The sequence below is a fragment of the Streptomyces javensis genome, from assembly GCF_039525925.1.
Taxonomy (GTDB): Bacteria; Actinomycetota; Actinomycetes; order Streptomycetales; family Streptomycetaceae; genus Streptomyces; species Streptomyces asiaticus.
Genome location: NZ_BAAAIF010000037.1, coordinates 20,460 through 42,844 on the forward strand (window position 1 = coordinate 20,460; position 22,385 = coordinate 42,844).

At 71.1% G+C, this 22,385-nt stretch carries 20 protein-coding genes; 2 read left to right on the forward strand and 18 right to left on the reverse strand.

Annotated features, from left to right (window positions below; genetic code table 11):
- Window positions 1–25: 25 nt before the first annotated feature.
- From ABD329_RS28255 to ABD329_RS28320, 14 genes are all read right to left on the reverse strand, one after another.
- Entirely contained in the window at window positions 26–1,471 is a 1,446-nt protein-coding gene (locus tag ABD329_RS28255; RefSeq protein WP_344317099.1) for an NCS2 family permease, read from the reverse strand.
- A gap of 94 nt (window positions 1,472–1,565) precedes the next feature.
- Complete coding sequence (locus ABD329_RS28260; protein WP_198281032.1) at window positions 1,566–2,786, reverse strand: right-handed parallel beta-helix repeat-containing protein; 1,221 nt, start codon at window positions 2,784–2,786, stop codon at window positions 1,566–1,568.
- A gap of 213 nt (window positions 2,787–2,999) precedes the next feature.
- Window positions 3,000–3,872, reverse strand: coding sequence for a polysaccharide deacetylase family protein (locus tag ABD329_RS28265; protein WP_198281034.1), 873 nt, complete (start codon window positions 3,870–3,872; stop codon window positions 3,000–3,002).
- A 129-nt stretch (window positions 3,873–4,001) separates the two neighbouring features.
- Window positions 4,002–5,345 carry an ABC transporter substrate-binding protein gene (locus tag ABD329_RS28270; protein ID WP_198281033.1) on the reverse strand — a complete coding sequence of 448 codons (1,344 nt, stop codon included), beginning with the start codon at window positions 5,343–5,345 and terminating at the stop codon, window positions 4,002–4,004.
- 187 nt (window positions 5,346–5,532) lie between these two features.
- The gene (locus tag ABD329_RS28275) at window positions 5,533–6,369 is read right to left on the reverse strand and encodes a DUF6807 family protein (protein ID WP_344317100.1); all 837 of its coding nucleotides are present in this window, start codon (window positions 6,367–6,369) and stop codon (window positions 5,533–5,535) included.
- A complete protein-coding gene (locus ABD329_RS28280; protein WP_344317101.1) occupies window positions 6,366–7,559 on the reverse strand; it encodes a Gfo/Idh/MocA family protein in 1,194 nt (397 codons plus the stop codon). Before ABD329_RS28280 ends, ABD329_RS28275 begins: the two co-directional genes overlap by 4 nt.
- Window positions 7,560–7,599: 40 nt before the next feature.
- Entirely contained in the window at window positions 7,600–8,499 is a 900-nt protein-coding gene (locus tag ABD329_RS28285) for a carbohydrate ABC transporter permease (protein WP_344317102.1), read from the reverse strand.
- Window positions 8,496–9,440, reverse strand: a complete 945-nt coding sequence (locus ABD329_RS28290) for a carbohydrate ABC transporter permease (protein ID WP_344317104.1) — start codon at window positions 9,438–9,440, stop codon at window positions 8,496–8,498. Before ABD329_RS28290 ends, ABD329_RS28285 begins: the two co-directional genes overlap by 4 nt.
- 83 nt (window positions 9,441–9,523) lie before the next feature.
- Window positions 9,524–11,263 carry an L-arabinonate dehydratase gene (araD, locus tag ABD329_RS28295; RefSeq protein WP_344317105.1) on the reverse strand — a complete coding sequence of 580 codons (1,740 nt, stop codon included), beginning with the start codon at window positions 11,261–11,263 and terminating at the stop codon, window positions 9,524–9,526.
- Window positions 11,260–12,162 (reverse strand): dihydrodipicolinate synthase family protein, encoded by a 903-nt coding sequence (locus tag ABD329_RS28300; RefSeq protein ID WP_344317107.1) that lies wholly within the window; start codon window positions 12,160–12,162, stop codon window positions 11,260–11,262. Before ABD329_RS28300 ends, araD begins: the two co-directional genes overlap by 4 nt.
- Before the next feature lie 142 nt (window positions 12,163–12,304).
- On the reverse strand, window positions 12,305–12,943 hold the full coding sequence (locus ABD329_RS28305; RefSeq protein ID WP_344317108.1) for a GntR family transcriptional regulator: 639 nt from the start codon (window positions 12,941–12,943) through the stop codon (window positions 12,305–12,307).
- A gap of 140 nt (window positions 12,944–13,083) precedes the next feature.
- Complete coding sequence (locus tag ABD329_RS28310) at window positions 13,084–14,253, reverse strand: MFS transporter (protein ID WP_344317114.1); 1,170 nt, start codon at window positions 14,251–14,253, stop codon at window positions 13,084–13,086.
- A gap of 153 nt (window positions 14,254–14,406) precedes the next feature.
- On the reverse strand, window positions 14,407–15,606 hold the full coding sequence (locus ABD329_RS28315; protein ID WP_198281564.1) for a hypothetical protein: 1,200 nt from the start codon (window positions 15,604–15,606) through the stop codon (window positions 14,407–14,409).
- A complete protein-coding gene (locus ABD329_RS28320) occupies window positions 15,603–16,580 on the reverse strand; it encodes a 5-dehydro-4-deoxyglucarate dehydratase (RefSeq protein WP_198281563.1) in 978 nt (325 codons plus the stop codon). Before ABD329_RS28320 ends, ABD329_RS28315 begins: the two co-directional genes overlap by 4 nt.
- A gap of 265 nt (window positions 16,581–16,845) precedes the next feature.
- On the opposite strand from ABD329_RS28320, the gene ABD329_RS28325 reads away from it, so the two are divergent.
- On the forward strand, window positions 16,846–17,655 hold the full coding sequence (locus ABD329_RS28325) for an NAD-dependent epimerase/dehydratase family protein (protein WP_198281562.1): 810 nt from the start codon (window positions 16,846–16,848) through the stop codon (window positions 17,653–17,655).
- A gap of 469 nt (window positions 17,656–18,124) precedes the next feature.
- Here ABD329_RS28325 and ABD329_RS28330 read toward each other — a convergent pair whose 3' ends face one another.
- From ABD329_RS28330 to ABD329_RS28345, 4 genes are all read right to left on the reverse strand, one after another.
- Window positions 18,125–18,682, reverse strand: coding sequence for a cysteine hydrolase family protein (locus ABD329_RS28330; RefSeq protein WP_425574392.1), 558 nt, complete (start codon window positions 18,680–18,682; stop codon window positions 18,125–18,127).
- Window positions 18,683–18,696: 14 nt separating this feature from the next.
- Complete coding sequence (locus ABD329_RS28335; protein ID WP_198281257.1) at window positions 18,697–20,133, reverse strand: MFS transporter; 1,437 nt, start codon at window positions 20,131–20,133, stop codon at window positions 18,697–18,699.
- Window positions 20,130–20,558 carry a MarR family winged helix-turn-helix transcriptional regulator gene (locus tag ABD329_RS28340; RefSeq protein ID WP_198281258.1) on the reverse strand — a complete coding sequence of 143 codons (429 nt, stop codon included), beginning with the start codon at window positions 20,556–20,558 and terminating at the stop codon, window positions 20,130–20,132. Before ABD329_RS28340 ends, ABD329_RS28335 begins: the two co-directional genes overlap by 4 nt.
- 129 nt (window positions 20,559–20,687) lie before the next feature.
- A complete protein-coding gene (locus tag ABD329_RS28345) occupies window positions 20,688–21,266 on the reverse strand; it encodes a TetR/AcrR family transcriptional regulator (protein ID WP_198281256.1) in 579 nt (192 codons plus the stop codon).
- 136 nt (window positions 21,267–21,402) lie between these two features.
- On the opposite strand from ABD329_RS28345, the gene ABD329_RS28350 reads away from it, so the two are divergent.
- On the forward strand, window positions 21,403–22,338 hold the full coding sequence (locus ABD329_RS28350) for a DMT family transporter (protein ID WP_198281255.1): 936 nt from the start codon (window positions 21,403–21,405) through the stop codon (window positions 22,336–22,338).
- The last annotated feature ends 47 nt before the right edge of the window (window positions 22,339–22,385 follow it).

Genomic DNA, 22,385 nt, shown 5'->3' on the forward strand with positions numbered 1-22,385 from the left:
GGTTCCACGTCGGAGGCGTCCCGGCTCAGGTGAGCAGCTGCTCCAGGGGGTCGATCGCGAAGTAGACCACGAACAGCGCGGCCGTCCCCCACAGCAGCCAGTGCACCTCCCGCGCCTTGCCCAGCACCGTCTTGATCACGACGTACGAGATGAACCCGGCGCCGATCCCGTTGGAGATGGAGTAGCTGAACGGCATCAGCGCGATGGTGAGGAACGCCGGGACGGCGATGTCGATCCGCTCCCAGTCGATGGACCGCACCTGACTCATCAGCAGGAAGCCGACCGCGATCAGCGCCGGGGCGGCGGCCTGGGCGGGCACCACGGTGGCCAGCGGGGTCAGGAAGAGCGCGAGCCCGAACAGCGCTCCGGTGACCACGCTGGCGAACCCGGTCCGCGCGCCCTCGCCGACCCCGGCCGCGGACTCGATGTAGCTGGTGTTGGACGAGGCGGACGCGGCGCCGCCGAGTGCGGCCGCCGCACCGTCGATGAGCAGCACCCGCCCCAGCCCCGGCACCCTGCCCTCGGCGTCCAGCAGCCCGGCCTCGTTGCTCACCCCGACGACCGTGCCCATGGTGTCGAAGAAGTCGGACAGGATGAGGGTGAAGATCAGCAGGACGATGGTGACCACACCGACCTGCTGGAACGCCCCGAAGAGGCTGAAGGAGCCGAGCAGCCCGAAGTCCGGGGTGTCGACGACGCTGTCGGGGAGGGTGGGCACGGTCAGCCCCCATGCCTCCGGCCGGATGTCGGCGATCTCGTTGATGACGATCGCGAGCACGGTCGAGACGACGATGCTGATCAGCAGGGCGCCCTTGGCCCTGCGCGCCATCAGCGCGATGGTCAGCAGCACCCCCACGCAGAAGACCACCACCGGCCAGCCGGTGAGCCGCCCGTCCGCGCCGAGCTGCACGGGGGTGGAGCCGGTGGGGCCCGGGATACGGGAGACGAACCCGGCGTCGATGAAGCCGATGAAGGCGATGAACAGCCCGATCCCCACGCTGATGGCCTGCTTCAGCGGCTGCGGGATGGCGTGCATCACCGCCTCGCGCAGCCCGGTCACCACCAGCGCGCAGATGATCAGGCCCTCCAGGACCACCAGGCCCATGGCGTCGGCCCAGCTCATCTGCGGGGCGATCTGGAAGGCGACGACCGCGTTGAGCCCGAGGCCCGCGGCGAGGGCGAGCGGAAGATTGCCGCCGATGCCCATCAAAACCGTCATCACGGCGGCCACCAGGGCGGTGGCGGTGGCGAGTTGGGTGCCGGAGAGCTGCTCACCGAACTTGTCCTTCGCCCCGCCCAGGATGATCGGGTTCAGGACGAGGATGTACGCCATCGTGAAGAAGGTGGCGAACCCGCCCCGGACCTCCCGGCCGAGGGTGGAGCCCCGCTCGGATATCCGGAAGTAGCGGTCGAGCAGGGGTAGTCCGGGCAGTGGTGGAGCCGGGGCCTTGTCCGTGGTCTGTCTCGCCATGGTCACGCTCCTCGGGGGACGGCGGGCGGGTCGGCGACGTGCCGGATCAGGGGATTGTGCCCGCCAGGAGCGCGATGCAGGTTTTCCCGGGGTTTCAGTTCATCGGCGAACCGATCTCGGTGCGGTCCATGACCACGAGGAAGCCGGTGAGCGGCAGTGAGCCGTTCGGCCGCCGGGGGCCGAAGGCCGTGGAGGGGTCGGTGGTGACCAGCGGCGGGGTGGTCCGGCCGCCCGGCGCCCAGTTGTTCTCCCGCGAGACGGCGAGGAGGCCGGTGTCGGCGCTGCCGCGGCCGTTGGAGAGCGCGAGGTTGCGGGTCAGCTGGGCGCGGGAGCCGGCGACGGCGTAACCCTTGCCCCAGTTGTCGAAGGAGGTGGTGCGCTGGAGCCGGAGGGTCCCGGTGTTGCCGCCCGCGTCGAAGCCGCTCTTGGTGTTGGCCCAGGCGGCGGAGGACCGTACGACATGGGCGGGCGAGGGCGCGCCCCGGCGGTCGGCGCCGAGCTGGAAGCCGCTGCCGTCGCCCTTGAAGTAGGGAATGTGCCAGCGGTTCTGGCCGTTCCCGAAGGCCCAGGAGTGCTCGATGGTGACGGGGCTCGCCCACATCCACAGGTCGAGGCCGTCGTCGCTGTTGTGGAACAGCCGGGATCCGGTGACCACGTTGCCGGTGCCGGAGCCGTGGGTGATGGCTATGCCGTCGGCTCGCTGGCCGCCGGTGGCGTCGTCGTGGTTGGCGTAGGAGTCGAGGTTCCGGATGAGGTTGCCGTTGGTGTCGTCGCCGCGGAGGGTGAGTCCGGTGTCGCCGTTGCCGTGGGTGCTCAGGTCCTGGAAGACGTTGCGCGCGCAGGAGGTGCAGACCAGGCCGCCGCCCGGGGCGTTCCGCAGTTCGAGCCCCGAGACCGTCCAGTAGTCGGCGGTGAGGGAGACCAGGGAGGAGCCCTGGCCCAGCCGGGAGCCGTCGAGCCGGACCTTCTCCGCCCGGTAGGACCGCAGTCGGACGCGCTCGCGGGGGGTGCCGCTGGTGGAGCTGCGCAGGGTCCTGGAGGGGTAGTACGTGCCGCCGCGGACCTCGATGGTGGTGCCCGCCTTGGCGGTGGAGAACGCCTTCTCCAGGCTTCGGTAGGGGGACTTGAGGGTGCCGGTGTTGCCGTCGCTGCCGTTGGTGGCCACATACAGGGTGGTGGGCACGGCGCTCGCGCCCTCCGGCGAAGCCGTCAGATACACCCCGGCCACGGCAGACGCCACGATCACGGCGCTGCCCAACGGCAGCGTGCGATCCTTGCGTCGGCGGTGACGGCCCCGTTTGCGTCTCAGCCTCATGGCAACTCCTGTTCCGCGTCGAGAGAACGGGCCGGAGGATCCGGACCGGCCCGCTCCATGTCGTAGTTGCCGCCAGTCCAGATTAGGTTGCCGGGCCCCCGAGGATTCTTAGATTACGAAATCCCGATCGCATCGCGATAGCTTGCGACAACACTTGATCATTTTGTGGCCGAGGATGTTCGAACGCGACGGAGGTCGTGTCGGTCTGTTGCCTCATGGGCGATAGACCTTGCCCGGTTCCGGGACGGCCGGGGCCATCAGCTGGGAGACCGTCACCACCGTGTAGCCCTCCTTCTTCAACTTCGCCAGTATCCCCGGCACGGCCGGCACCGTGCCCTTGTAGATGTCGTGCAGCAGGATGATCCCGTCGCGCTTCGTCTGGTCCAGCACCCGCTTCTCGATCAGCGCGGAGTCGTTCGTCTGGTAGTCCTTCGCCGTCACGCTCCACAGCACCTGCGCCACACCCAGCTCACGGCAGATCTTGGAGACCCGCTCGTCCGTACGCCCCTGCGGCGGGCGCATCAGCAGCGGCGTACGGCCGGTGAGCTTCTTGACGGCGGTCTGGACGCGGGTGATCTCCGTACGGACCTCGTCGGAGTCGGTCTTGGTCAGGATCTTGTGCGACCAGGTGTGGTTGGCCAGTTCATGCCCCTCGTCGGCGATACGGCGCACCAGGTCGGGGTGTTTCTCGATGTGCTTCTTGCCGAGCATGAAGAAGGTCGCGTGGGCCTTCTCGCGCTTGAGGATCTTCAGCAGCCGGGGGGTGTTGCCGCTGGGGCCCGCGTCGAAGGTGAGGGCGACGCACTTGGCGACGGCGCAGTCGACGGAGTCGTTCGCGCCGTCCTTGTCGCTCGCCCCGTTCTTGTCGCTCGCCCCGCCCTTGCCGTTCGCTCCGTCGCCCTTCTTGAGCACATCCGGCTTGGAGGCGGCCGGTGTCGAGCGGTCGGCGTCCGACGCCGCGTGCTCCCGGGCGCTGCGCGGCGAGGTGGTGTCGTACGACGCACCGCAGCCGCTGAGGCCCAGCGTCAGGCAGACGGCACCGACGAGACTGACACCCAGCCCGGATATTCGACCTTTTCGCCCCATTGATGCCCCCGAAGTCCTCTTGTGGTCAATAGTGGTCGCCATGCCGCCAACGTCCGCCCAAATGCGTAAAGTTGGCAGCACAAACTCCGAGCACTATACATCGCAGGTATACACGGGGTTCATAGAAAGCTAGCTCTGGTGCTTCTTCCAGTCCGCCTGTGCCGCGTTGAGCTCCTTGGCGACCTTGTCGCAGAACGCCTTGGCGGTCATCCGGCCGAGCAGCACCTTCTGGAAGCTGGGCTCGTTGTCGGCCTTGCTGATGTTGTTCCAGTCCGGGAGGTAGTACGGCAGCTGGACGACCTTGGTCCGCGGATCGTTGAGCGACTCCAGCGCGGCCTTGGTCGGCGGGGCCTTCGCGATCCAGTCGTCGTCCGCGGCGCCGACGTTGGCGGGGATGGCGCCGACGTCCTCGTTCCAGAGGCTGTTCATCTCCGGGGAGGCCGCGAACTCGATGAACTTCCAGGCCGCCGCCTTGTTCTTGCTCGCCTTGAACAGCCCGAGGCCGTCGACCGGGTTGGAGACGATGGTGCGCGCCGCGCCCTGCCGGGACGGCGGCAGCGGTACGCCCGCGATCTTGTCCTTGCCGAGCAGCCGCACGTGGTCCACATAGCTGCCGAGGTTGTGCTGGAGCATCCCGATATCGCCCTGGTCGAACTGCGCGACCATCTTGGCGAAGTCGTTGTTGAGGTCCGCGGCGGGAGTGACCTTCCTGAAGAGGGCGATGTACTTCTCGAGCGCAGCGACGTTCTTCGGGTCGTTGAGGGTGGTCTTGTCGCCGTCCCCGCCGTCCCCGCCGTCCCCGCCGTCCCAGAAGGACGAGATGCCGGACTGGGCGTACATCATGTCCAGCGCCTGGGCGATCGAGCCCGCGCCGCCGCGCAGGGTGAAACCGAACTTGTTACCGCCCTTGTCGGTCAGCTCGTCGGCGGCCTTGTAGAAGTTCTCCCAGCTGTCGGGCGCGGACAGCTTCGCCGCCTTGAAGAGGTCGGTGCGGTACCAGAGGGTGCCCTGGTTGGCGGAGGTCGGGACGGAGTACAGCTCCTTGTCGTCACCTCCGGCCGCGCGGACGCTCTCGACCATGTTCTTGATCAGCTTGCCCTTGAGGGCGCTGTCGCCGATGCGGTCGGTCACGGGGTCGAGGGCGCCCTGGGCGACGAGGTTGGCCAGATACGCGGTGCCCACGCCGCCGACGTCGGGCAGGCTGTCGCCGCCGCTCTGGATGGCGGTGTCGTACTTCGACTGCACGTTGGCGATCGGGATCGGGACGTACTTGACCGTGATGTCGGGGTTCTTGTCCTCGAACTTGGCGATGATCTGCTTCCAGATCTTGGTGCGGGGGCCGCCGTTGTTGTCCCAGAAGGTGATGGTGCCTTTTCCGGAGCCTTCCTTGCCGGATGGCGAGCCGTCGTCTCCGCAGGCGGTGGCTGTCAGGGCGAGGGTGAGGGTTGCGGCCAGGGCGGTTGCGGTGCGCATTGCTCTACGGCGCGTTGGTTGCACGGTGTCGTCTCCTTGTGGGTTTGCTTGCGGGTGGTGGTCGCTTGGGGTCGCGCCGTTGTGGCTGGGGCCCGTGGCCATGTGCGGGTCGGTTGTGCCCACCCGTTCCGCCAGGGGGCACCTCCCAGCGGTAGCTGGGGGAGGAACGATTGCCCACAACCGGTGTTCATACCGCCGCGCCCTTGTCTGAGAGGTGGCTCGCCAGGCGGGCTGCTTCCGGGTGGGGCAGGCGTGCGTCGGCTATCGCGGTGACGATGCGGCGGGTGACCGTGTCGGCGGGGGCTATGGGCAGGGGGCGCTGCCAGGTGAGGGCCGAGCCGACGCCCGGGTGGTCGCCGGTGCGGACCCACCACGGGTCGGCCCGGGTGTCGCCGGTCGCGCCGACGAAGACCAGCGTCCAGTCGTCGGTGGCCAGCGCCAGCCAGTCCGCGGGGCGTCCGTGCACCGCCGCCTCGCCCTCGCCGTCGGCACTGAAGACGTGCGCGGGCTCGGGGCGCCGGGGGACGCGCCAGAAGAAACCGCCGCCCGCGTGACCCGCCCCGCCCAGGGCGATCTCCTCGCCCGTCACATTGGTGAGGGCGGAGGTGAAGTCCAGTGCCCAGCACTCCGTTCCGAGGGACCGCACGGCCACCGTGCGCCGCTCCAGCAGCAGTTGCCGCCCACCGGCCGTCCACGACAGCTCTTCCACGAATCCGTCGGGATCGCGCAGCAGCCAGCTGAGGTGACGCTGGTTCCATCCGGCCGCCTCCGGGATGGCCATGGACACCCCGAGGTGGGCCGGGTCCTCGGCGGGCCGCAGCCCGGTGACGGTGACGCCGCCGAGGGTGCGCACGGGGTGCAGATACGGGCGCGGCGCGACCGTGCCCGGCAGTTCGGGGCGGTGCACATAGGTCCCGACGACCCGGTGTTCATGGCGCAGCAGCGTGCACGGGGGACGGCGGGTGAGGGAAGGAGTCAGGGGGGTGGTGGGGGTCAGAGGGTTGGAGGGGGTCAGGGGTGTCATGGGTGCGGGACCTCCGTGGGGGGAGCGGCCCAGGGGGCGCGCAGTTCGGAGTACAGGGCGAGGCGCTCGGCGCCGGCGGTGACCAGTCGGTCGATGCCGGTCACCACGCGCCGCTCGGCCGCTCGCGCGGTGACGCCCGCACCGGGCTCGGTGCGCCAGGCGTCGGCGGGCAGCGGGACCGGGGCGGGGGCGGTGCGGACCGCCTCGACGACGCGCATGAACGCGCCGGTGCGATCCGGGGGAACGAGCAGTTCGGTGCCGTCGCGCAGCCGCGCGACGAGGTTGTCCAGCAGATCGGTGCGCGCGTGGCCGGTGGTCTCGGGCGGCGCCCCGTCGCGTTCGACACGGATCCGGTCCAGCTTGTACCAGAAGGTGATCCGGCCCCGGTCGCCGTGAACGACCACGTAGGGCTCACCGGGCTCCTCCGCGCACAGGGTGACGGCAGCGGCCACGGTGGTGCCGTGGCCGGTGCGGATCCGTACGCAGGAGGTGTCGTCGGCCTCGATGGCATTGGCCCGGTACAGCTCCAGCTCGATACCGGCCACGTTCTCGGCCCGGTCGGCGTCGGCGAGGTGCAGGGCGGTGGCCACCGCGTGGGCGAGGGGGTTGGTGAGGACGCCGTCCACGACGTCACGGCCGTCGAGGGTGCGGTGTCCGGCCCACCGGGCGCGGGTGTAGTAGTCCTCGTCGCGGGCCCATGCCCCGGCCGCGCCGATGCCGCGGATCGCCCCTATGCGGCCGTCGGCGACGAGTTTCCGGATGGCGGGCAGGGCGTGGGAGCCGAGCGACTGGAAGCCGATCTGGCAGACGGTTCCGTATCGGCGTAACCCTTCGCTCAACCGGGTGAATTCGGCGTACGAGGGTGTGGGCGGCTTCTCCAGCAGAAGGTGCGCACCGCGTTCGGCGGCGGCGAGGGCGAGGTCGGCGTGGGTGTGGATCGGGGTGCAGATGACGGCGATCCGGGCGCCGGTGCGGGTCACGAGCGCGGCGAGGTCGGCGGACTGCTCGGGCTCGCCGAGTCCGTCGCCCAGCTCCTCCCGGGTGAGCGGCGCCATGTCGCACACCCCGGCGAGGCGGACCTTTCCCTCGGCGGTCAGCCGGCGGATGTTGTCCAGATGCCAGCGCCCATGCCCGCGGGCGCCCGCCAGGACGACCGGTATCGGTTCCTTCGGTTCCGGGGCCGTGCCCATGCTCGGACCTCCTCGTCCGTTGTTCCGTCGACCGGAGCGGTCAGCCCTTGACCGCCCCCGCGCTGAAGCCGGTGATCAGCCACTTCTGGATGAAGGCGAAGACGATGACCACGGGCACCGCGGCGATCACCCCGCCCGCCGCGAGCGCGCCCAGGTCGACGCTGTCCGCTCCGATGAGGGTGTTCAGGCCGACCGGGATGGTCTGTTTGTCCTGGGAGCTGAGGAACATCAGCGCGAACAGGAAGTGGTTCCAGCTGTGCACGAAGGCGAAGGAGCCGACCGCGATCAGCCCGGGGCGCAGCAGCGGCAGTACCACCGCGCAGAAGGCCCGGAAGCGGCCGCAGCCGTCCACCCATGCCTGTTCTTCCAGTGACACCGGCACGTTCTTGATGAAGCCGCTGATGAGGATGATCGACAGGGGCAGTTGGAAGACCGTCTCCGCGATGACCACGCTCCCCAGCGAGTTGATCATCTGAAGGTTCTTGAAGATCTCGAAGAGCGGCACCAGCATCAGCGCGCCCGGGATGAACTGCGACGCCAGCAGCGCCAGCATGAAGCCCTTTTTGATCCGGAACTCGAAGCGGGCGAGGGCATAGCCCCCGGCCAGCGCGACCGCCGTCGTCATCACCAGTGAGGCAACGCCGACGATCATGCTGTTCTGGAAGAAGATCCCGAAGCTGCGCTCGTTCCACACCTTCTGGAAGTGCGCACCGGTGACCGGCCAGGGCACCAGCGCGTTCGAGCCCGCGGGGCGCAGCGCGAACAGCAGCATCCAGTAGAAGGGGACGAGGGTGAACAGCAGGTACAGGCCCAGCGGCAGATAGATCTGCCAGCGCGGTACGCCCCGGTCGGATCCGCGCCGGCGCCTTCCGCGGGCGGTGGGCGGCGGGGCGGCCGCGGCGGCGGGCAGGGTGCCCTGCTCGGCGAGTGCGGCGGTCACTTGGCCTCGCCTCCGAACTTGCTCAGGCGCAGATAGAGGATCGAGCAGAAGAGGAGGATCACGAAGGCGACGGTGGTCAGCGCGGAGGCGTAGCCGAAGTCATGGCCGTTGATCCCGGTGTTGGCGACGTACAGCGGAAGGGTGGTGGTCTGCCCGGCCGGTCCGCCGCCGGTGAGGGTGTAGAGCAGATCGACGTTGTTGAACTCCCAGACGCCGCGCAGCAGCGTGGAGAGGATGATCGCGTCCTTCAGATGCGGCAGGGTGATGTGGCGGAACCGCCGCGCCCGGCCCGCGCCGTCGACCGAGGCCGCCTCGTAGAGCTCCCTGGGGATGGACTGGAGGTCGGCGAGGAGCAGGATCGCGAAGAACGGGACGCCGCGCCAGAGTTCGGCGACGACGGCGGCCCAGAAGACGGTCCCGGTGTCCGAGAGCACCGAGGTGCCGTAGGTGCCGATGCCCGCGTCCGCGAGATAGCGGCTGATGCCGGTCGAGGGGTTGTAGAGCAGCATCCAGATGGTGGTGGTCAGCACGCCGGACACGGCCCAGGGCGAGAAGACCAGGGCGCGGGCGAGGCCGCGACCGAGGAAGGTCTGGTTCACCAGCAGGGCGAGCGCGAGGCCGAGCAGGAGTTGCGACAGCACCTCGGTGACGACCCATTTGCCGCTGAAGACGAGCGTGTCCCAGAACTGCGGGTCGTCGGTGAGGATCCGGGTGAAGTTGTCCAGGCCCGCGTAGCCGTTCCGCCAGGGCTTGGTGACGTTGTAGTTCCGCAGGCTGTAGTAGAGGACGCTGAGCATCGGATAGGCGATGAAGCCCAGCATCAGCAGCCCGGCGGGGGCGATCAGCAGATACGGGAGGCGGCGGGCCGGTCCTCCCGTACGGGCCGGTCCTCCCCTACGGCGCCGGGTGACCCGGGGTGGTTTCGCCACGGCGTGGGCCATGACTGCTTCTCCGTTCTCAGGGGTGCGGGGTCTGGTGAAGCGCTTACCGAATGTCGTTCGGTATCTCGTGCAAAAAAATTCGCTCAGCCCGCGTAGGGTTCGGGCACCGCCCCCGGGCGGGCCAGGAACCGGAAGTCGCAGCCGGTGTCGGCCTGGGTCATCTGCTCCTGGTAGAGCGCGCCGTAGCCGCGCTCGTAACGGGGCGGCGGGGCCGTCCAACGCGCCCGGCGCCGTTCCAGCTCGGCGTCGTCCACCTCGAGCCGCAGCACCCGCGCCGCGACGTCGAGGGTGATCGGATCGCCGTCGCGGACGAGGGCGAGCGGGCCGCCGACATACGACTCGGGCGCGATGTGCAGCACACAGGCCCCGTAACTGGTGCCACTCATCCGGGCGTCGGAGATCCGCACCATGTCCCGCACCCCCTGCTTCAGCAGATGGTCGGGGATCGGCAGCATCCCGTACTCGGGCATTCCGGGGCCGCCCAGCGGACCCGCGTTGCGCAGCACCAGCACGCTGTCCTCGGTGATGCCGAGACCGGGGTCGTTGATGGTGGCCTGCATCGTCCGGTAGTCGTCGAAGACCACGGCCGGGCCGGTGTGCTTCAGCAACCGGGGCTCGGCCGCGATGTGCTTGATGACGGCGCCGTCGGGGCACAGATTGCCGCGCAGCACCGCCACTCCGCCCTCCTCGGCCAGCGGGCGGTCGCGAGGACGGATCACCTCGGGGTTGTGCACCAGGGCGCCGTCGAGCTGTTCGCGCAGTGTGGAGTGGGCGACGGTGGGGCGGTCCAGGTGGAGGACGTCCGTCAGCCGGGAGAGGAAGCCCGGGAGCCCGCCCGCGAAGTGGAAGTCCTCCATCAAGTACCGGCCGCCGGGCCGCAGATCGGCCAGCACGGGGACGGTACGGGCGATCCGGTCGAAGTCGTCGAGGGTGAGCCGCACCCCGGACCGGCCCGCCATCGCGATCAGATGGATCACCGCGTTGGTGGAGCCGCCGAGCGCGAGCACGGTCGCGACCGCGTCCTCGTACGCCTCCCGGGTGAGGAGCTCCGAGAGCCTGAGGTCCTGCTGGACCAGCTCGACCACGCGTAATCCGGAGGCGGCGGCCATCCGGTCGTGCCCGGAGTCCACGGCCGGGATGGACGAGGCGCCGGGCACGGTCACGCCCAGCGCCTCGGCGGCGGCCGTCAGCGTGGAGGCGGTGCCCATCGTCATGCAGTGGCCGGGCGAACGGGCCAGCCCCCGCTCCAGCTCGGAGATCTCGCAGTCGCCGATCAGCCCGGCCCGCTTGTCGTCCCAGTACTTCCACATGTCGGTGCCCGAACCCAGCACCTCGTCGCGCCAGTGGCCGGGCAGCATCGGCCCGGCCGGGACGAAGACCGCCGGGAGGTCGGCGCTGGCCGCGCCCATCAGCAGCGCCGGGGTGGACTTGTCGCAGCCGCCCAGCAGCACGGCGCCGTCGACCGGGTACGAGCGGAGCAGCTCCTCGGTCTCCATGGCGAGGAGGTTGCGGTAGAGCATGGGGGTTGGCTTCTGGAAGGTCTCGGAGAGCGTGGAGACCGGGAACTCCAGCGGGAAGCCGCCCGCCTGCCAGACCCCGCGCTTGACCGCCTGGGCGCGGTCGCGCAGGTGCACATGGCAGGGGTTGATGTCGCTCCAGGTGTTGAGGATCGCGATGACCGGCTTGCCCAGGTGCTCCTCGGGGAGATAGCCGAGCTGGCGGGTGCGGGCCCGGTGGCTGAAGGAGCGCAGGCCGTCGGTGCCGTACCACTGGTGGCTGCGCAGCTCGTCGGGGCCCTTGCGCGGTCGCCGTCCCGTACTCACACCGACCACCCCTCGACGATCGCGGCGACTTCCGCGCGCCTCGGCTCGGGCAGCGGCTTGCTCGGGGCGCGGACGTCGCGCCGGCACAGACCCATCGCGGCCAGCGCTTCCTTGACCACCGTGACGTTGTTGGCGGACTGCCGCTCGGCCCTGAGGTCCTCGAACCGCCGGATCTGCTCCCACACCTTCATCGCGCCCGGATAGTCCCCCGCGCGCAGCGCGCCCAGCATGTTGAGCGAGACGTTGGGGGCGACGTTGGCCAGGCCCGAGGTGAAGCCGGTGGCGCCGACCGCCCAGTACGAGGGCGCGTACAGCTCGGCGAGCCCGGCCACCCAGACGAACCGGTCAAGACCCGCGTCGCGCGCCACGGCGGCGAAGCGGGTGGCGTCGTGGACCGCGTACTTGACCCCGATGACATTGGGGCACGCCTCGCCGAGCCGGGCGATCGCCGCGCCCTCGATGAGCGGATTGCGCAGATACGGCACCACGCCCAGGTCGGGGACGGCCTCGGCGATGGTGCGGTGGTAGTCGATCCAGCCGTCCTGGGCGACGTACGGATGCACCGGCTGGTGGACCATCACCATGTCGGCCCCGGCGGCGCGGGCATGGCGGGCGGCCTCGACCGCGGTGGCCGCGTCATGGCCGACCCCGACGAGCACGGCGGCCCGCCCGGCGGCCTCCTCGACGGTCAGCTCGGTGACCAGCCGCCGCTCTTCGAGGGTGAGGGCGTAGAACTCCCCGGTGTTGCCGTTCGGGGTGACGGCCTTGACCCCGCCGTCGAGGAGCCGGCGGAGCAGGGCCCGGTAGGCGGCGCGGTCCACGGCACCCTCGGCGTCGTACGGGGTCACCGGGATCGCCACGACGTCCGCGAGCGCCGTCCTCAGCGGTGAGTAGTCCATACGAACCCTTTCTCTCGATGTACGGCATCGGGACGAGCTGTTCGGATGGTGCTGCGCGCTGCGTGCTGGGTGCTGAGTGCTGGATGCTGCGTGCTGGATGCTGAGTGCTGCGTGCTGGGGTCGGCGGCCGGGGCGCCGGGGGCTACTCCCCGTCCGGGAAGGCGCGCCGGACGAAGGAGGCGATGTGCTCGTGCAGTGCGCGGGCCGCGCCGTCGGCGTCGCCGTCGAGCGCGCGGGCGAGGATCTCCCGGTGCTCTCGGGCCTCCTGCTCCCAGGAGGGCACCGCCTGCCAGGCGATGGCGGACACCAGCGCGGCCTGGTCGCGCAGTTCGTCGAGCATCCCGGTCAGCAGGGGATTGCCGCAGGGCAGATAGAGCGCCCGGTGGAAGTCGCGGTTGGCGAGTGACCGCCCGGCCGGATCGGCGGCCGCGTCCGACCGCTCCAGCGCGGCTCCGGCGGCCTCCAGCCCGGCCCGCGCCGCCACGGTCCGGCGCAGCGCCTCGGGCTCCAGGAGCAGCCGCACGTCGTAGACGGCGTGCGCCATCGCGGTGTCCACGGTCCTGACCGTGGCCCCCTTGTACTCGCTCATCACCACGAGCCCCCGCCCCGCGAGCGTCTTGAGCGCCTCCCGCACCGGCGTCTTGGACACCCCGAACTGCGCGGCCAGCTCGGCCTCCACCAACGCCTGCCCGGGCCGCAGCCCGCCGGTGAGAATCGCGTGCTTGACCGCCTCCAGCACGTACTGGGTGCGGGAGGGGATCGGGCTCGGGGCGATGTCCATGGATGCTCTCAGATCTCACATATCGCGTCTCATATATGACATACGAAGTACGACGCGATGAAATTAGGGCGGCCCCAGGGGTTCGTCAACGGTTCTGACAAAAACTGGCCGAGGGTGCCAACGCGGGCCGCGTTCCGCCCTTACGCCCGTTCGGGAGCGTCCGCCGGGTGGCGGTGTTGGGTGATGGCTTCCGGGAGGGCGGGTTCGCGCAGGGGGCGGAGGAGGAGGCAGCCGAGGGCGGGGAGGGCTATCAGGGGGGACAGGGCGGTTTGGAGGGTGGTGGCGTCGGCCAGGGCGCCGATGAGGGGGCTGGCCAGGCCGCCGACGCTGACGGTCAGGCCCAGGGTGACCCCGCTGGCGGTGCCCACGCGGCGGGGCAGGTAGTCCTGGCCGAGGGTGACGTGGAGGGAGAACGGGACGTAGAGCCCGGCCGAGGCGAGGGCCACGCAGAGGTAGAGCGCCGGGCCGGGGACGAGGACGACGCCCGCGACGGCGAGGACGGTCAGGGCGTACGACCACCGGACGACCGGGACGCGGCCGTGGCGGGCGGCGAGCCTTCCGCCGGCCACCGTGCCCACCGCGCCGCCGGCGTAGAGCACGAACAGTGCGACGGTACCGGCCAGTTCGCCGCCGCCCGCGCGCTCGCGCACATACAGGGAGATGAACGCGCTCAGCCCGACGAAGACGATCGAGCGGCACATGATGGCGCCGGACAGCCGGAGGAAGGAAGGCCAGTCGTCCCGCCCCTCTCCCCCGCGGCTCGCCCGCGCGGGCCCGGCCACCGCGCCCGGGGCCCTGAGCGCCCGTAGCGCGGCCGCGCAGAGGGCGGCTCCGGCGACGGCGGGGAGGGCCAGCAGCGGGGAGGCGCGCAGACCGCCGGTGGCGATCACGGCGGCGACCGCGAGCGGCGCGGCGGCGAAGCCGATGTTGCCGCCGAGGGAGAACCAGCTCATCGCGGTGTGGCTGCCCCGGCTGGCGAGCCGGGCCACCCGCGCGGACTCGGGGTGGTACGCGGCCACGCCGATCCCGGAGACGGCGACCACCGCCAGGGTCGCCGGGTAGGAGCCGGTGACCCCGCTCAGCGCCACCCCCGCGCCACCCACCAGCGTGCTCACCGGCAGCAGCCACGGCATGGCCCACCGGTCGGTGAGCGCCCCGAACAGCGGCTGTACGACGGACGACAGCAGCGAGGCGGCCAGTACGACGCCGGAGGCGGCGGCGTAGCCGTAGGCCCGTTCCGAGACGAGGAACGGCACCAGCGCGGCCACCGCTCCCTGGTAGATGTCCACGCAGGCGTGTCCCAGGGACATCAGCGCGATGGGCCCGCGGTGTGCGGTGGTGGTGGTCCGTTTCGTCGACACCCTTCGATCGTGGCGATGCCACCGGGTGTCGCGCTTCCGATAATCCGCCGGGCCGTCCCGGAAACCCGCCATCGGCCGACGGGTCCCCGGGCCGTCCTCAGCTCAGCCCAGCTCGGCCAGGGCGGTGCGGACGGCCGCCAGGTCCTGGTCCGAGGCCAGACCGGCGTGGTACAGCCGGAGTTCGTCCGCGCCCAGCTCCACCGCGTGGGCCGCGTCCCGGGCCAGCGTCGCCGGGCTGCCACCCATCCCCGCCACCACCGTGAAGTTGGCGGCGAGCACGGTCCGTTCGGTCCGGTACGGGACGAACGGCGGCAGGACGCCGGAGCGCGCCGCCTCGCCCCCCGTGCACGGCAGTACGACCCCGTCGGCCTGGGCCAGCACATCCGCCGGGTCCACGCCCACGTTGGCGCCGAGCCGGTGCGGGGCCGGGTCGGCGTGCAGCAGGACCTGGAAGTCCCCGTCCGCCGCAGCCCTTACGGCGGCCACGGCCTCGTCCCGCAGACCGCTGGCGATCCGGTCGCGCCAGGCCGCGAAGAGCGCGGCGTGGTCGGCGCCGAGCAACTTCTCCACCTCGGCCCACTCCCCCGCGCGGTCACCGCCGTCCGCGGTCGTCTCGCCCGCCCACACCGGCCGCAGGGCGCGCACGACGAGCTCGCGCAGCTCCTCGGGGTCGGCGCCGAGCTCGGCGTAGCCCGCCTCGCAGCTCTCGCAGAAGCACAGCGACATCAAGTACTGGCCGGCGCCGCCGAGCGGCACCCCGCCGATCTTGTCGTGGGCGTGCAGATGGGCCAGCCCGTACCAGCCGCAGGACTCCAGCTCGGTGCCGCGGGCGCCGGGCCGTACGGCGGCCTCGGCGGCCAGGTCCACCAGATAGGCGCGCACCTCGGGGCGGGCGATGCACGGCGCCCATGGGTAGCGGTCGCCATAGGCGTTGCGCACCGTGATCCGCGGATGCTCCTCGCCCAGCCGGGTGTTGTGCGCGAGCACCACCCAGGCGTGGACCTCGAGACCGGCGTCGGCCAGCGCGGCGGCCGCCTCCCCGTACGGATCGTCGCCGGGCACCCACGACTGCTCGTACGGCCGCAGCTCGCGCCCCTGCCAGCGCTCCGCGCTCGGCGGGTAGAGCACGGCCGCGTGGCGGGCGGTGACGATGCGGTGGCCGGGGTGGCGCGGGGTCAGGGCCCGGGTGGAGTGGTAGGCGGAGGCCAGCGTCACCTGCTGGACGCCGAGGTCGGCGATGCGGCGGGCGGCGTCCGGGTCCCCGACGACGTCCCAGGGGTAGACGAAGGCGGAAGCCTTCACCGCGCCTCCCCGTCCCCGTTCCCGTCCTTGTCCGCGTCCCCTTCGCCGTCCCCGACCAGCGCCATGCCGCGCTCGATCAGCTCGGCCAGCTCCTTGACGTGGGCGGGGCTGGGCTCGCTCAGCGGCGGCCGCACCTCGCCGACGTCCAGCCCGCGCAGCCGGACCCCCGCCTTGACCAGCGACACCGCATAGCCGCGGCCCTGGTTGCGGAGCTCGACCAGCGGCCGGTAGAAGCCGTCGAGCAGCTTGTTGACGGTCTCGTCGTCGCCCGTCATCAGCGCCTTGTGGAAGGCCAGGGCGACCTCGGGGACGAAGCAGAAGACCGCGGAGGAGTAGAGCGTCACGCCGATGCCGCGGTAGGCGAGGCCGGTCAGCTCGGCGGTCGGCAGCCCGTTGAAGTAGCGGAAGCCCTCGTCGGGGGCGTCGGCCCGCACCGCGCTCACCACGCGCTGCATCAGGTCGAGGTCGCCGATGCCGTCCTTGAGGCCGATGATGCCGGGCACCTTGGCGAGCCGGGCCACGGAGTCCGGGGCCAGGACGGCGTTGTCCCGCTGGTAGACGATGATGTCGAGGTCGGTCGCGCCCGCGAGGGCGCTGTAGTGGCGGATCAGCCCCTCCTGATCGGCCACGACCAGATAGGGCGGCATGGCGAGCAGCCCGTCCGCACCTGCCCGCTCGGCCAGCTTGGCGTACTGGATCGCCAGCGCGGTCCCGTACCCGGCGCCCGCGACCACCGGCACCCGCCCGGCGGCCTCCTCCACGGCGACCGCGACGCAGTCGTGGAACTCCTCGGGCGTCAGGGCGTGGAACTCGCCCGTGCCGCAGCACGCGAAGACGGCGCCCGCCCCCGCCTCGATCCCGGCACGGACGTGCGCGCGGTAGATCTCCAGGTCCAGGGCGCCATCGGGACCGTAGGCGGTCACGGGGAAGAACAGCAGTCCGTCAAGGCGCTCGGCGAGTGAAGCTGAGGTCACGGGCTTCTCCCTGTCGTGTACACCGACCCGCCGTCACCCACCGACGCAGTGTGCACGTTTCTGATCGTCATCTACATTCGTGAACGAGTTCACCGTAAGGCAGCCATCGGCCGCCGGTCAAGGGCGCCAACCGGGTGACACCACTCACCCGACGGTGAATTCACCGGCATCACGTCACCCTTGACGGCCCATGCGTCGATCCTTACGGTGTCCATGAATCTGAACCACATACATGAATAAAAACCGCCTTACGGAGGCTTCGCCCATGCCCGCTCCCCGCACCGTCCTCCTCACCGGCGCCGCCGGCGGCATGGGCACCCTGATGCGCGAGCTGCTGCCGCCGTACGGATACCAGCTGCGGCTGCTCGACCAGCTCCCCATCGAGGGCGAGCCGGACGCGATCACCGCGGATCTGTCCGACCGGGACGCCCTGCGCGAGGCCGTGCGGGGCGTTGACGCGATCATCCATCTCGCGGGTATCTCCCTGGAAGCCCCGTTCGAGAAGATCCTGCGCGCCAATATCGAGGGCACGTACAACGTGTACGAGGCGGCGCGCGAGGCGGGCGTCCGCCGGATCGTCTTCGCCTCCAGCAACCACGCCGTGGGCTTCACCCCGCGCCCGGTGGGGGACGACCCGCTCATCCCGCTCGACACCCCCCGCCGCCCCGACACCTACTACGGGCTGTCCAAGGCGTTCGGCGAGGACCTGGCCTCGTTCTACTGGGACAAGTACGGCATCGAGACGGTCGCCATCCGCATCGGCTCCTGCTTCCCCGAGCCGACGACGGTCCGCATGCTGTCCATCTGGATGAGCCCGGCGGACGGCGCCCGGCTGCTCCACGCCGCCCTCACGGCGGAGAACGTGGGCTATGTGACGGTCTACGGCAGCTCGGCCAACACCCGCCTGTGGTGGGACCTCTCCTCGGCCCGCGCCCTGGGGTACGAGCCGAGGGACGACTCCGAGCCGTACGCCGCGAAGCTGATCGCCGAACAGGGCGAACTGGAGCCGGGCAACCCCGACCACGAGTACCTCGGCGGCGCGTTCTGCACCAACCCGCCCATCTGGCCGCGTTGAGGTTTTCGGGCGGGCTCGTGTGCGCAGGGGCGCCGCTTACCGAGGCGAGGTGGCTTTCGAGCATGGGTCCGGAGGTGGGGGGCGGGGCGCCGCCGCAGGCCGCCGGGCCGGTGGGCGGCTCGGCGACGCGGGAGGAGCGGCTCTCTGTCCGGAGTGCGGACCGGTGATACCCGGGGCGGCCCCTCCGGGCACCCCTTCACAAAACGCTTGATCTGAAGCAACTAATTTGTCAAGCAATTCCGAGAGGGGTACCCGCCCCCGGGCCGTCCAGAGGACGGTCCGGCCCCGACGTCCGATCGACCCGCCGGTCCGGCAACGACCCCGGCTGCCGAACACCGGAGCCGCCACCGGGCCCCACCGGCCCGGCGCCCGGCGGCCATGGCAGGGCCCCCACCCGCCGACCCATGCTCAAATGCGCCGAAGGCGCGAAACGGCGCCGCACCCGACCGAGCCGAGCAACCCAAGCCGCTCACCCCGCCCTCTTGGCCCACTCCTCCACCGTCGTGACCTCGGCCTGGCGGGGGAACACCTTCTCGGTGAGCACCCGGTGGACCTCCTCGTCGGAGTCGGCGCAGCCGTCGGCCAGCACGGTGAGCCGATAGTCGAGGTCGGCGGCCTGGCGCAGGGTGGAGAGGACGACGCCACTGGTCGCAATGCCGCTCAGGACGAGGTGCGTGATCCCACGGGCCCGCAGGACCATCTCCAGGTCGCTGCCCGCGAAGGCGCTGACCCGCTTCTTGGTGATCACGATCTCGTCGGTCCGGGCCGCGATGTCCGGATGGATGGCGGCGTTCGGATCCTCGGGGGTGAAGGCGCCCGCCGGAAGGGCGCTGAATGACGCGTTGCGGTCAGAGACCTCCGGGTGCCCGGACCGGAAGCCGACCACGATGTGCAGGACAGGGATCCCGGCGGTACGGGCCGCCTCCACCGCGCCCACGAGACGCGGCAGATACCCGGAGCCCGCGATCCGGCTCACGATGCCCTCTTGGACGTCCATCACGAGCAGGGCCGTCTTGTTCGCGTTCATGTTCATGTTCATGTTCACGAAGCCTTTCGCTGCGTCGATTGCTGCGCGGAAGAGGAATCGTCGGACTCGATACGGCCCAGCGAGCGGTCCATGAGCGTCAGCGCCAGACACAGACCGGTGATGGCGAGCATGAACCAGGCCAGGCCGTGCAGCCCGCCGGTGTCGGCGCGGGCGCCGAAGAAGGCACCGTTGGCGCTGGAGGCGACGATCGCGCCGAGGTAGAAGAAGGTGCGGAGCAGCCCCGCCGAGGAGCCCATCCGCTCCGGATCGGCCTGGTGGTACACCGAGTTCTGTAGGGCGAGGTTGATCAGCCCCTGCGGTACGCCGAAGACGAGCCCCACGACGACCAGCAGCCAGATCGCGCTGTGCGGCTGGAGCGGGAGCAGCAGGACGCAGCCGACGATCTGCCCCACGGCCCCCACCAGCAGCTTGCCGCGCACGGCGGCGCGGCGGCCGGTGGCGCCGGACACCGCGATGCCGGTCAGGAACAGCGGCAGTTGGGCGAGCCCCGCCTGGGAGGCCGTCAGCCCCCGGCCGTCCTGGAGCCACTGGGTGTAGCCGTACAGAAAGACGTACGAGACGACGGAGACGAGGAGCGCGCGGGCGTAGGTGAGCAGCAGGGGCGGATTTCCGCCGAACACCCGCAGATCGATGAACGGCTCCGCCGCCCGCAGCTCCCGCACCGTGAACCCGGCCGCCGCCACCGCCATCAGCACCGGCAGGTACCACCGGTCGGCCCGCGGCTCCATCAGGAACAGCAGCAGCGAGACGAGCATCGCGGCGAACAGCCCCATGCCGATCAGATCCAGCCGGACGCGCTCGCCGGTGCGTTCCGCCAGGGGCCGCTCCTTCGGCAGCCGCCGTACGCCGAGGATCAGACCGGCCGCCGCCAGCGGGATGTTGACGGCGAACGTGCTGCGCCAGCCGCCCAGCCCGATCAGCAGTCCGCCCAGGGGCGGTCCGATGACCGCGATGGTCTGACTGGCGACCGCGAGCGTGGCGAGGATCCCGGCGGGGCTCTCCTGGCCGGTCCGCCGGGCCTCCCCGCGGATGAGGTACATCGCGGCCGGATAGCCCGCGCAGGTGCCGAACCCGAGCACCACCCGCGCGACGATCAGCGTCCCCAGGTTGGGGGCGAGCAGACCGATCAGCCCCGCGATACCGGTCAGGGCCGCCCCGGCGAGGAAGAGTCGGCGCGGCCCGTAGAGGTCGATCAGCCGGCCCATGACCGGCTGGCCTATCGAGGTGGCCAGATAGAGCGCGGAGACCAGCCAGGCCGTCTGTGCCGGCGGCGCCCCGAACGCGGCGCCGATCGGCACCAACGACACCGAGATGATCGAGGAGTTGACGGGGTTCAGTACCGAACCCAGCACCATCGGGGCGAGCAGCCGCCGGTCGAAGGCGCTCCCCGTGTCCGCCCTGCCCTTCCGTCGCGTCAGCCGCTCGATCATGCGCGGCTGAGCCGGTCCAGCAGGGCCAGCGCCTTGAGGATGGTCTTCCGTTCCGCTTCCGTATAGCCGCTCTCCAGCGTCCGGGCGAGCCATTCCTCGCCCGCCCGCCGCTTGTCGTCCAGGAACGCGCTGCCGGTCTCGCTCACCGAGACCAGCTGCCGCCGCCCGTCAGCGGGATCGGGGCGCCGCTGGATCAGCCCGCGCTCGTCCAGTACGGCGAGCGTGGCCGCCATCGACTGCGGCCGTACGCGCTCGGCCGCCGCCAGCGCGCTGGCCGAGGCGGGGCCCTCCTTGCTGAGCCTGCTGAGCGCGGACGTCTGCGAGGGGGTGAGTTCCTCGAGGTCGTACGACTCCTTGATCCGCCGCCGCAGCCGGCCGACCACCACTCGGATCTCATGCGCGGCGCGCACGGCGGACACGGACATGTCGCCAGGGGTCTCTGCCATGCCCCGCACGATATTTCCTTCAGCCCAAACTGTCCAGTTCAAACTGAACAGTCTGGGCTGTCTACCTACCCGGCGAAGGCGTCGAAGTGCGGGTCGTCCCCGCCCGGGTCAGGCCGCCCGGGCCCGCTCCAGCGCCCGTTCGGCCAGCTCACGCGCGGTGCCGACCGGATCGGCGACCACCGAGAGACCGTTCAGCACCGTGGCCCCCTCGTGGAGCAGCAGCAGCTCGTCCGCCAGACCGTCGGGGGCCGCCGCGCCCGCCTCCTCGCACAGCTGCCGCAGATAGCCCCGCAGCCAGTGCTTCTGGTCGGCGATCACCTGCCGGGCCGGATGACCGGGGTCCGGCAGTTCGGCCGCCGCGTTGACGAAGCCGCAGCCACGCGGGTTCTCGCGGCGCACCCACTCCGCGAGCGCGTCGAACGTGGCCAGGGCGCGCTCCGCCGGGGGCGACTTCTCGACCTCGGCGGTGAGCCACGCCCGCCACCGCTCATCGCGCTCCCGCAGATACGCGGCGACCAGCGTCTCCTTGGAGCCGAAGCGGTCGTACAGCGTCTTCTTGGTGACTCCGGCGCGCTTGGCGATCAGATCCACGCCGACCGCGTGGATTCCCTGCCCGTAGAACAGCTCGGCGGCGGTGTCGAGAATGCGGCGCCCTGCGGGGGTGAGCACGTCTCCGCGCGCTTCCATGCCCTGATCGCCTCCTGGGGTTGACGGAGGGGTATACCGATCTGTTTATTCTAGTGGGTGAAGGAGTAAACAGACCGGTATACCCGGCGTCGATTCGCAGTCCCGACCAGATAGCCCAGACCAGAGCGAGGACCCCATGCCCGTCAGCGCCGCCGTCACCGCCATCGGCCTCGTCGTGATGTGGAGCTCCGGCTTCATCGGAGCCGAGCTCGGCACGCGGGAGGCCGCCGCCGACACCCTGCTGATGTGGCGCTTCCTCGTGGCGGCCGCGGTCCTGGGCGGCGCCTGGGCGCTGCTGAGGCGCCGCAGGCCGCGCCCGCGCGCGATCGCCGAGCAGGCGGTGATCGGAGCGCTTTCACAGGGCGGCTATCTCGGCGGGATCGTCTGGTCGGTCGGGCTCGGCGTGCCGTCCGGCACCGCCGCGCTGATCGCCGCGTTGCAGCCGCTCGCGGCGGGCGCGCTGGCCGGGCGGCTGCTCGGGGAGACGGTCAGCCCGCGGCAGTGGGCGGGGCTGGCCATCGGCCTCGGCGGGGTCGCGCTCGTCGTCCAGGGCGATCTGTCGACGGGTCCGACCGCCCCGGCCTGGGCGTACGGGCTGCCCTTCGCCGCGATGGCGGCGCTGCTGACCGCGAGCTTCCTGGAGCGCAGGGTGCGGGCGCCGCTCGACCCCATGGACGCCATACCGCTGCACTGCCTGGTGAGCGCCGTCCTGTTCACCGGGGTCGCCGTGGCCGGAGGCCATGCCGCGCCCCCGGCGGGCGGGGGCTTCTGGGCCGCCGTGGCCTGGACGGTGCTGCTCTCCACGGTCGGCGGCTACGGCTTCTACTGGCTGAGCCTGCGCCGCAACGGCGTCACCCGCACCAGCGCGCTGATCTACCTCACGCCCCCGACCACGCTGGTGTGGGCCTACGCGATGTTCGGGGACGCGCCGGGGTGGACGGCCGTCGCGGGCATGGCGGTGTGCGTGATCGGGGTGGTGGCGGCCACCGCGCGCCGCCGTCCCGATCGGTCGGCGCGGCTCGCGGAGGATCCAGTCCGTGATCGAACGGTGCGGCGGGTGCCGGCCGAATAGCTCGCGGGCCCGGCGCGCCCGCCGTACGCCGAACCGGGCCGGCCGCG